The sequence below is a fragment of the Brevundimonas sp. genome, from assembly GCF_036677305.1.
Classification (GTDB): domain Bacteria; phylum Pseudomonadota; class Alphaproteobacteria; order Caulobacterales; family Caulobacteraceae; genus Brevundimonas.
Genome location: NZ_JAKFEB010000002.1, coordinates 1 through 10164 on the forward strand (window position 1 = coordinate 1; position 10164 = coordinate 10164).

A 10164-nucleotide genomic window follows, 5' to 3' on the forward strand; every position below is an offset into this window, starting at 1 on the left:
CCCGGTCTCGCTGCGCTCGCCGGAGGATGACGAAAGAAAGAAAAAGGGCCGGAGCGTCGCCGCCCCGGCCCCTCTCTCATCGGATGCCTCGCTACCCTACCAGATACGCACCCGGTCTTCCGGAGCGAGGTAGTATTTCGAGCCCGGCTGGACGCCGAACGCTTCGTACCAGGCGTCGACGTTGCGCACCGGGCCGATGACGCGGAACTCGGCCGGGCTGTGCGGATCGGTGGCGATCTGGTTGCGCAGGGCGTCGTCCCGCATCTTGGACTGCCAGACCTGGGCCCAGCCGTAGAAGAAGCGCTGGTCGCCGGTCGTGCCGTCCAGCTCGGGAGCCGGCTGGCCGTTCAGCGACAGGTGGTAGGCCTCCAGGCCCACCGCATTGCCGGCGGCGTCGCCGATGTTCTCGCCCATGGTCAGACCGCCCTGGACGTGGAAGCCGGGGATCGGTTCGAACTGGTCGTACTGCTCGCCCAGACGCTTGGTCAGGCCGTCGAAATTGGCCCGGTCCTCGGGGGTCCACCAGCTGCGCAGCACGCCGTCGCCGTCGGACTTGGAGCCCTGGTCGTCGAAGCCGTGGCCGATCTCGTGGCCGATGACGCCGCCGATGCCGCCGTAGTTGACGGCCGGGTCCGCGTCCGGATCGAAGAACGGCGGCTGCAGGATGGCGGCCGGGAAGACGATCTCGTTGTTGGTCGAGTTGTAATAGGCGTTCACCGTCTGGGGGGTCATGCCCCATTCGGTCTTGTCGACCGGATCGTTCAGCCGGTTCAGCTGGTAGTTCCACTGGAAGAGGCCGGCGCGCTCGCCGTTGCCGAACAGGTCGTCGGGCCGGATTTCCAGCGCCGAATAGTCACGCCACTTGTTCGGATAGCCGATCTTGACCGTGAACTTGTCCAGCTTCTCCTGGGCGGCGGCGCGGGTGGCGGCGCTCATCCAGCTGTAGTTCTGGATGCGGTTGCCCAGGGCGGTGCGCAGGTTGGCGACCAGGGCCTCCATCTTGGCCTTGGACTCGGCCGGGAAATATTCGGCCACATACTGGCGGCCGACGGCCTCGCCCAGCATGCCCTCGGCGAAGCTGATGCCGCGCTTGTCGCGGGGGCGCTGCATGGGCTGGCCGTTCAGGTCGCGCGAACGGAACTCCCACTGGGCGTCCGAGAAGCGGCGCGACAGGCGCGGCGCGGCGTCGTCGACGGTGTGGAACGACTGCCAGGCCTGGATGACCTCGATCGGGGTCTCGGCGTAGATGGCGGCGATCTTCGGCATGGCCGTGTCCTGACGGACGATCAGGCGCGGAACCTCGCCGACGCCGACGGCGGTGTAATAGTCCTGCCAGGGGAAGCCGGGAGCCTCGGAGGCCAGCTGGGCGATGGTGTATTCGTTGTAGGTCTCGTCGCGGTTGCGGTTCTGGATCGGGGTCCAGTGCGCCTCGGCGATGCGGGTTTCGAAGGCGACGATGGCTTCCGCGGCGGCGGCGGGGTTTTCCCAGCCGATCATCTCCAGCATGCGGGCGACATAGGCCTGGTACAGGACCTTCTTCTCGGCCCAGCGCTGCTCCAGATAGTAGTCGCGGTTGGGCAGGCCCAGGCCCGACTGGCCGGTCGAGACGACGTAGCGGGTCGGCGCCTTCTGGTCGGTGGTGATGCCGGTGCCGAAGATCGAACCGCCGATGCGGCCCTGGGTGTCGCCCATGTAGACGGCGGCCAGCGCATGGGTGTTGGCGGCGCGGATGGCGGCCAGGTAGGGCTGCAGCGGCTGGGCGTCCAGCGCCTCGATGCGGGCCTCGTCCATGTAGGAGCGATAGGCGTCGGCGATCTTCTGTTCGTCCGAACCGGCGGTCAGGTCGGTGCGGGCGGTCAGGCCCTCGATCATGGCCTTGACCCGGTTGTCGGACAGTTCGCGCAGCAGGGCGAACGAGCCGTAGCTGGTGCGGTCCGAGGGGATCTGCATGCGGTCCAGCGCGGCGCCGTTGGCGTAGCGCATGAAGCTGTCGCCCGGGTTCACCGAGGTGTCGCGTCCGGCGAGGTCGAAGCCCCAGGTCCCGTATTTCGGCGCTTCCGTGCCCTGGTAGCCGAGGATCGTCGCGCCTTCCTGCGGCGTCTGGAACAGTTCGAAGACGGTGCAGGCCTCGTCGACGCAGCCGTGTTCATGGTCCTGGGCGGCCGCCACGGAGGCGGGCAGAAGCAAGGCGCCGAGCGCGGCGCCGATCAGCAGTTTTTTCATGGGATTTCCCTCGACTTCGCATCTCTATGGACAGCGTCGGCCGGGACCCTACGCCGCGGTTCCCGGCTGTCGCCTGAATTTTTTGTCATGTGCGACGGAAACCCGGACAGGGCGGCGTTTCAGCCTGTAGGCTGAGCGTCATCTGGGGGTGCGATGACGATTCACGGGGCCGGCGGCGAATACCAGGATCTGGTGGTCTTTCTGGCCGCGGCGGGCGTGATCGTGCCCCTGTTCAATCGCCTGAAGATCAGCCCCGTTCTGGGCTTTCTGGCGGCGGGCGTGCTTCTGGGCCCCCACGGTTTCGGCCGACTGGCGGACACCGTCCCCTGGCTGGCCTGGCTGACCATCTCGGACGCCGAGCAGATCCGCTCCCTGTCCGAACTCGGCGTCGCCTTCCTGATGTTCATGATCGGCCTCGAGCTGTCGTGGGGCCGTCTCAGGGCCATGCGCCGTCTGGTCTTCGGCCTCGGCCTGGTGCAGGTCGCGGCCTGCACCGTCGGCCTGGGGGCCGTCTTCATGCTGATGGGCCAGCCGCTGGTTTCGGCCGCGGTGCTGGGCATGGGTCTGGCCCTGTCCTCGACGGCCGTGGTCATGCCGGTGATGGCCGAGCGCGGCCGCATCTCCACCACGGCGGGCCGGTCGACCTTCGCCATCCTTCTGGCCCAGGACCTGTCGGTCGCTCCGATCCTGATCACCGTCACCTTCCTGGCCGCCATGGTGCAGGACGGCGCCACGCCGGCGGGCGAGTTCGATCCCACGGTGGTCGGCCCCGCCCTGTTCACCCTGATCCCCGCGGCCGTGGGCCTGGCCCTGCTGTTCCTGCTCGGCCGGCTGGTGCTGCGCCCCATGTTCCGCTCGGTGGCCAAGGCCAAGGCGAAAGGGCAGGGGCAGGAGATGTTCGTCGCCGCCAGCCTGCTGGTGGTGGTCGGGTCGGGGCTCGCCGCCCAGGCCGCCGGCCTGTCAATGAGCCTCGGCGCCCTGATCGCCGGCCTGCTGCTGGCGGAGACCGAGTTCCGGCGCGAGGTCGAACTGTCGATCGAACCGTTCAAGGGGCTGCTGCTCGGCGTCTTCTTCGTCGGCGTCGGCATCGGTCTGGATGTGGACGCCGTGGTCGCCGATCCGGGCGTGGTCTTCGGCCTCGCCGCCATGATGACCCTGCTCAAGGCCGGCCTGATCTACGCCGCCGCGCGCGCCTGGAAGCTGGGCAACCGGGTCGCGATCGAGACGGCGCTGGTGCTGGGCCCGGCGGGCGAGTTCGCCTTCGTCATCCTCGGCGCAGGCCTTGTCGAGGGCATCGCCTCGCCCGACTTCACCCGCCAGGTCATGCTGGCGGCGACCATCAGCATCTTCAGCATTCCCTTGATGGCCCTGATCGCGGCCCGGCTGGTCCGTCAGGCCGGGCCCGGCCGGCCCGATCTTCCGGACGAGGCGACCAGCCCCGCAGCCGAGGAGGGCCAGGTGCTGATCGTCGGCTTCGGCCGCGTCGGCCGGCTGGTGGGCGAGATCCTGCTGGCCCACGACCAGCGGTTCCTCGCCGTGGACGCCGACCCTTCCACCGTCGCCAAGGGCCGCGCCGAGGGTTCGAACGTCTTTTACGGGGACGCCGCCCGCGAGGAGATGCTGGGTCTGTGCGGCATCGCCTCGGCGCGGGCCGTGGTCGTGACCATGGACGCGCCGGCCAAGGTGGACGAGGTGGTCAAGGCCGTGCGGGCCGTCCGGCCGGACATCGTCCTGATCGCCCGGGCCCGCGACGACAAGCACGCGGCGCGTCTGTACAGCCTGGGCGTCACCGACGCGGTGCCGGAAACGACCGAGGCCAGTCTTCAGCTGGCCGAGAACACCCTGGTCGATCTGGGCGTGCCCATGGGTCTGGTGCTGGCCTCGATCCATGAGCGCCGCGACAGGTTCCGCAAGGTGTTCCAGGAGGCGATGCCGGACGGCGAGGCGCCGCGCCGCGCCCGCGCCCTGCGATCCACGCTGCGGCGCTGAGACGCAGGCGACGGAAACACCGCATGTACCGCGTTAACCCCCAAGCTAATGGCTCCGTTAATCCCGCTACCCCAATTTGGTCATCGTTGCGTGATGACTGCCCGTCCTCCCCCCTCGAGGCGATTTGCGCGCCGCGCGCGCCCCGAAAAGCCCGTCGCTTCGGCGTTCAGTTTTACCGGCGGATGTCAGCCGCCGCTTCGTGAGTAGTCCTTTCATGCGAGATATCGCCCCGGCTTCCGCCTCCCCTTCCGCCGACGTCGAGGGGGACGCCCCCCGTCTGAACCGCCGCCAGGCCGCCAAGGTCCGGACGCGTCAGAAGGTGCTGGACGCCGCCCGCCAGCTGTTCGGCGAGCGCGGCTACGAGCCCGCCACCATCCGCGACATCGCCAAGGGCGCGGGCATGTCCACCGGCGCCGTCTTCGCCAATTTCCAGGACAAGGCCGAACTGTTCGAGGCCGTCCTGTCCACCGACATGGTCAAGCTGGCCGAAACGCTGAAGGCCGCCGCCGCCGCCGAAACCACGGTCCGGGGCCGGCTGCTGGCCGCCCTGACCGCCGGCTACCACGGCTCGCTCGAGCAGCTGCCGCTGGTCCAGGCCGTCGTCGCCCGCTCGTGGTTCCAGCCGGTGGCCGACGAAATGCGGTCCCGCGAGGCCGTCAAGCCGCTGGTCTCGGTCGTCACCGACGCCCTGCAGGCCGGCGTGGCCGATCGCGAACTGCGTCAGGACGCGGACGTGCGCCTGCTCGGCGAGATGATCTACGACGCCTGGCTGTCGAACTATCGCCGCGCCGCCTACGACAACTGGACGGTCCAGCAGCTGACCGCCCAGATCGGCAAACAGATCGACGTCATCCTGGCCGGCGCGCTCAGCCGCCAGTAGGGCTCCGAACCCGACCGAATGCTTCGAAGGCCGCGACCCCCGTCGCGGCCTTCAGCTTTTCCAGCGTAATGTTGCGGGTTTGACGGGGTTGGCGAACGGGCGCCCCTCCGTCCGGCTCCTGATCCATTCCCGCTTCAGCTGCTGGTACCATTTCGCCTGTCTGTCGGCGTCGTCGATCCAGATCAGGGCCGGGTCGTAGCGCAGCCCCTCGTTCTGCAGGTTCACCATCCCGCCGTCCTGCTTGAGGAAGGCGACCACCCCCATGCGCAGGAACGGCCGGGCGAGGCCGAACACCCAGTGGTCGGACCAGAAGATCTGGGTGATCCGGGTCCTCGTCTCGCTGACGGGCGTCAGGCAGGTCAGGGCCAGAACCTGTTTCGCGCCCACCTGGATATGCTCCCAGCGATAGCCGGGCAGGCGGAAGGTGATCTCGGTCGCCGGCGCCCCGCCCAGGATTTTATAGGCCCGGCTGTTCGACGAAGGCGCATGCCGCACCATGGCGAAGCCCTGCTCGCGCGGTTCGAAGGCCTTGGCCTTCTCATGCATCGAATGTTCGGACCGCCACCACCATTGCTGATGCACGAAGGGGCCATGGGCGGGGTCCATCAGGCCGACGACCGCGTGGTCGATATGGGCCTCGAAATCCATCCATTCGACCAGTTTCGCCTCGCCGCCGACCACGCCGGGGAACTGCGGCGGCTCGTGGTCCGGCTCGGCCGGATTGCGCGGATCCGCGGCGACCCAGACGAAGACCATCCCCTGGCTCTCGCGCACCGGATAGCTGCGGACGCGAATGCGATCCGTCTCATACGCCTGGTCCTCGACCAGCGACGGGATGGCGGCGCAGACCCCGTCCGGGCGGAACCGCCAGCCGTGGTAGCAGCACTCGATCGTCTCGCCCTCGCCCGGCTTCTCGACCAGCCGCCCGGCCGACAGGGGCGCGGCGCGGTGGGGACAGATGTCCCGCATCGCATAGACCTGGCCCGCCCGGGTCCGGCCGATCAGCACCGGCTCGCCCAGCAGTTCGTAGCGCTTCAGCGAGGCGGCGGCGACGTCGCGCGACAGGGCGACGAAATACCAGGCGTCCAGCACGAACCCCTTGCCGAACGCGGTCGGCGGAGCCTTGGCCTCGGGCGAATTGGCGGAAACGGGGGCGCTGTCGGCTGGACTCATGGCGTCAGTCTAGCGGCCCGGATGCGCGAAGTCTTGACCGGCTGCATCCGTTCGCGCCCTCTGCGGCGACTAGGGAACAGGGACGGGCGCATCGCCCGTTCATTCCGGGGATTCGACCATGAAGACCATGACCGCCGCCTCCGCCCTCGCCGGGGCCCTCTGCCTGATCGCCGCGCCCGCGATGGCGCAGGACCACCAGCATCATCAGCCCGCGGCCGCGGCCCAGGGTCACGCCCACGGCCACGCCCACGCCGATTTCGAGTCGGGCCGCTTCCACGTCCGCATCGACGGGCCCGAGCATCCGGCCGGCGACGTCATCCTCATCCCCGGCCTGTCGTCCTCGCCCGAGGTCTGGGACGGGCTGACGGAACAGCTCAAGGGCCGCTACCGGGTCCACCGCATCCACGTCCAGGGCTTCGCCGGCGCCCCCGCCGAGGACAACGCCACGGGCCCCGTTTCCGCGCCTGTGGCCGAGGACCTGGCCCGCTACATCGCCGAACAGGGCCTGAACAAGCCGGCCGTCATCGGCCATTCCATGGGCGGGACCATCGGCATGATGCTGGCCGCCCGCCATCCCGACAGCGTCGGCAAGCTGATGGTCGTCGACATGATTCCGTTCATGGGGCCGATGTTCGGCGGACCGGGCGCCACGGCCGAAAGCGTCGTCCCCATGGCGGACCAGATCTACGCCGCCATGGCCAACGGACCCGAGGAATCCTACCGCCAGCAGGCCGCCGCCTCCGTCACCGGCATGATCAATACGGAATCCCTGCGCGCCGGCCCTCTGGAAGACGCCGCGAACAGCGACCGCGCCGTCTCGGCCTCGGCCTTCCGCGAACTGATCGTCACCGACCTGCGCCCGGAACTGGCCCGCATCACGGCCCCGACCACGGTGCTCTACGTCCGGTTCAACGACCCGCGCATGACCAATGAGATGGTGGACGGCATCTACAGCGCCTCGTTCGCCACCCTGCCCTCGGCGCAGCTGAAGCGGATCGACGACAGCGCCCACTTCATCATGCTGGACCAGCCCGTCGCGTTCGCCGCCGAGGTGAACGCGTTTTTAGAATAGGGTCTCAAAGCGTCATGGTTTCGGCGGAAACGTCCCTCACGGTCCTGTGATCGGTACGGGGGCGTTTCCGTTGTCGTCCTGATCGGTTACGACCGGGTCAGGGTCAGGTGAGGTTTTCATGGCGGGTTCCGGCTTCAGCTTCGGACGCGGCGGCAACGCCGGCGATCCCCGGCCCGCGCGTACGCCCCTGCAACGCCTGATCTACTGGGCCGCCGTCCTGGCGGTCTGGGGCCTGATCTTCCTGGTGGTCTTCTTCGCGGTGTTCGCGCGCGACCTGCCCGACACCTCGACCCTCTACAATGTCGATCGCCAGCCCTCGATCACCTATCTGGACCGCAACGGCGCCCTGATCGCCACGCGGGGCACGCAACAGGCCCCGCCCGCCGACCTCGACGCCCTGCCGGACTATGTCCCGGCCGCCTTCATCGCCATCGAGGACCGCCGCTTCTACCACCACCCCGGTTTCGACCCCGTCGGCATGACCCGCGCCATGGCCGCCAACATGCGCGCCGGCCGCGTCGTCCAGGGCGGCTCGACCCTGACCCAGCAGCTGGCCAAGAACCTGTTCCTGTCCCCGGACCAGAACATGAAGCGCAAGGTCCAGGAGCTGATGCTGGCCGTCTGGCTGGAGATGAAATTCTCCAAGGACGAAATCCTCGCCCTCTATCTGAACCGCGTCTATTTCGGCGCCGGCGCCTATGGCATCGAGGCCGCGTCGCAGCGCTATTTCGACAAGAGCGCCAAACAGCTCAGCGTCGGCGAGGCCGCCCTGCTGGCCGGCCTGCTGAAGGCGCCGTCGCGCTATTCGCCGGTGTCCGAGAGCGAACGGGCCGGCACGCGCGCCACCGTCGTGCTCAACGAAATGGTCGACGCCGGGGTCATCACCCCCGAACAGCGCGCCCAGGCCGCCGCCTCGCCGGTGCGCGTCTCCCGCACCCTGTCCAGCCAGCACGCGCAGTATTTCATCGACTGGCTCGACAAGCAGATTCGCGAACTGGTCGGCGAACCGACCGAGGACATGATCGTCGAGACGACCATGGACCTGACCCTGCAGACCCAGGCCGAGCGGTCCGTGAACCGCATCCTGACGCGCGACCGCTCCAAGGGCGTGCAGCAGGCGGCGCTGGTGGCGCTGGACGGCGACGGCCGGGTCCGCGCCATGATCGGCGGCGCCTCCTACGCCGACAGCCAGTTCAACCGCGCCGTCGACGCGCGGCGTCAGGCCGGTTCGGCCTTCAAACCCTTCGTCTATCTGACCGCGCTGGAAAGCGGCTACACGCCCGAGACGCGGGTCAACGACGCCCCGATCCGCATCGGCAACTGGTCGCCGCGCAACTATTCGGGGACCTTCGCCGGAGAGATGCCGCTGTCGCAGGCCGTGGCCCAGTCGGTGAACACGGTCGCCGCCGGCCTCGCCGACCAGATCGGTCGCGACAACGTCGCCCGCACCGCCCGCCGCCTCGGCATCACCAGCCGCATCGGTCTGGAGCCGGCCATGGCCCTGGGCGCCGTCGAGGTCTCGCCGATCGAGATGGCCCAGGCCTATGACGCCTTCGCCAACGGCGGCAAGCGCGTCCGCGCCTATGGCATCAGCCGCATCCGCACGCCGCAGGGCCGGGTCATCTACCAGCGCTCGGCCCGCGCCGACGGCGGCTCGGTGCAGGCGATTTCCAACCCCTTCCTCTACTACCAGAACCAGATGCTGCGCGGCGTCATGACCGGCGGCACGGGCCGGTCTGCGGCCATCGCCGGCCGCGACGTGGCGGGCAAGACGGGCACGACCTCGGACTACAAGGACGCCTGGTTCGTCGGCTACACCGGCGGCTTCGTCACCGCCGTCTGGGTCGGCAAGGACGACAACACGCCGATGCGGGGCGTCACCGGCGGCTCGTCCCCGGCGGCCATCTGGCGCGGCTTCATGGAGGCGGCCCTGCCGCGCCTGAACGCCCCCGCCATACCCAACGGCCCGGCCATGCCCGAGGGCTGGCAGCCGCCCAGCCCGGTCGAGAATCTGCTGGGCGAGATCGGCGACCTGTTCGGCGACAGCCCGCCTGCGGAGGAGATTCCGCTGGAGGACCAGCCCACGCTGGAACCGCGCCGTCCGGAACCGGGCCCGCCGGTCGTCCGCCCGACCGCGCCCCAACCGCAGCGGGACACGCCGGACCAGCGGCCGGAGCCGGCGCCGCCGCCGGAGAAGAGGGCGGATCCGCTGTTCTTCTGAGGGGTTGGACTGGCCGACCTGTGACGCCCATCTCCTCCCGTCATTCCGGGGCCGCGCAGCGGAACCCGGAACCCAGGTGACCGGGCTCCGCCTTTGACGCGCGGCAAGGCCAGCGTCCAGACCCCTGGGTTCCGGGTTCTGATCCCGGCTGCGCCGGTCTCAGCCCCGGAATGACGGACGGGGGAAAACGGGCGCCGACTGCGGAAAGCCGACTGAACCTACCGCCCCACCGCGTGCAGCGCCGGGCCATTCTCCCGCAGCCATTTCCGGAACGGCCGGTGGTCGCCCACCAGCCTCTGCACCACGGACCAATAGGCCGGGCTGTGGTCCGCGTGGACCAGATGCGCCACCTCGTGGGCGGCCAGATAGTCGGCGACCGCGGGCGGGGCCATGATCACGCGCCAGCTGTAACGGATCGACCGGTTGTGCGGACTGCACGAGCCCCAGCGCGACTTCGTGTCGGCGATCGACACCTTCACCGGGCGCTGGCCGAGGGTCCGCAGATGGTGGTCGGTGCGCTCGACCAGCACCTGTCGCGCCAGTCGTTTGAACAGATTCTCGACCCGCCGGGCGAAGGCCTCGCCCTCGCCGCCGGACTGGATGACC

At 69.2% G+C, this 10164-nt stretch carries 7 protein-coding genes; 4 read left to right on the forward strand and 3 right to left on the reverse strand.

Annotation, left to right across the window (positions count from 1 at the left end; genetic code table 11):
- Positions 1 to 96 precede the first annotated feature (96 nt).
- A complete protein-coding gene (locus V6M42_RS00025) occupies positions 97 to 2223 on the reverse strand; it encodes a M13 family metallopeptidase (RefSeq protein WP_332676298.1) in 2127 nt (708 codons plus the stop codon).
- A 153-nt stretch (positions 2224 to 2376) separates the two neighbouring features.
- On the opposite strand from V6M42_RS00025, the gene V6M42_RS00030 reads away from it, so the two are divergent.
- Both V6M42_RS00030 and V6M42_RS00035 read left to right on the forward strand, forming a co-directional pair.
- Positions 2377 to 4212: a cation:proton antiporter domain-containing protein gene (locus V6M42_RS00030; RefSeq protein ID WP_332658904.1), complete on the forward strand. Its 1836-nt coding sequence runs from the start codon at positions 2377 to 2379 to the stop codon at positions 4210 to 4212.
- 214 nt (positions 4213 to 4426) lie between these two features.
- Positions 4427 to 5092 carry a TetR/AcrR family transcriptional regulator gene (locus tag V6M42_RS00035; protein ID WP_332658903.1) on the forward strand — a complete coding sequence of 222 codons (666 nt, stop codon included), beginning with the start codon at positions 4427 to 4429 and terminating at the stop codon, positions 5090 to 5092.
- 51 nt (positions 5093 to 5143) lie between these two features.
- Here V6M42_RS00035 and V6M42_RS00040 read toward each other — a convergent pair whose 3' ends face one another.
- A complete protein-coding gene (locus V6M42_RS00040) occupies positions 5144 to 6265 on the reverse strand; it encodes an aromatic ring-hydroxylating dioxygenase subunit alpha (RefSeq protein ID WP_332676300.1) in 1122 nt (373 codons plus the stop codon).
- 118 nt (positions 6266 to 6383) lie between these two features.
- Here V6M42_RS00040 and V6M42_RS00045 point away from each other — a divergent pair, with 118 nt between their 5' ends.
- Together V6M42_RS00045 and V6M42_RS00050 are read left to right on the forward strand one after the other, a co-directional pair.
- Positions 6384 to 7337 carry an alpha/beta fold hydrolase gene (locus tag V6M42_RS00045; protein WP_332676302.1) on the forward strand — a complete coding sequence of 318 codons (954 nt, stop codon included), beginning with the start codon at positions 6384 to 6386 and terminating at the stop codon, positions 7335 to 7337.
- A 118-nt stretch (positions 7338 to 7455) separates the two neighbouring features.
- Positions 7456 to 9558, forward strand: a complete 2103-nt coding sequence (locus V6M42_RS00050) for a transglycosylase domain-containing protein (protein ID WP_332676304.1) — start codon at positions 7456 to 7458, stop codon at positions 9556 to 9558.
- Between the two features lie 218 nt (positions 9559 to 9776).
- On the opposite strand, the gene V6M42_RS00055 is transcribed toward V6M42_RS00050, so the two are convergent.
- Positions 9777 to 10164: M48 family metallopeptidase (locus V6M42_RS00055; RefSeq protein ID WP_332676306.1), on the reverse strand; the 388-nt coding region annotated here is incomplete at its 5' end.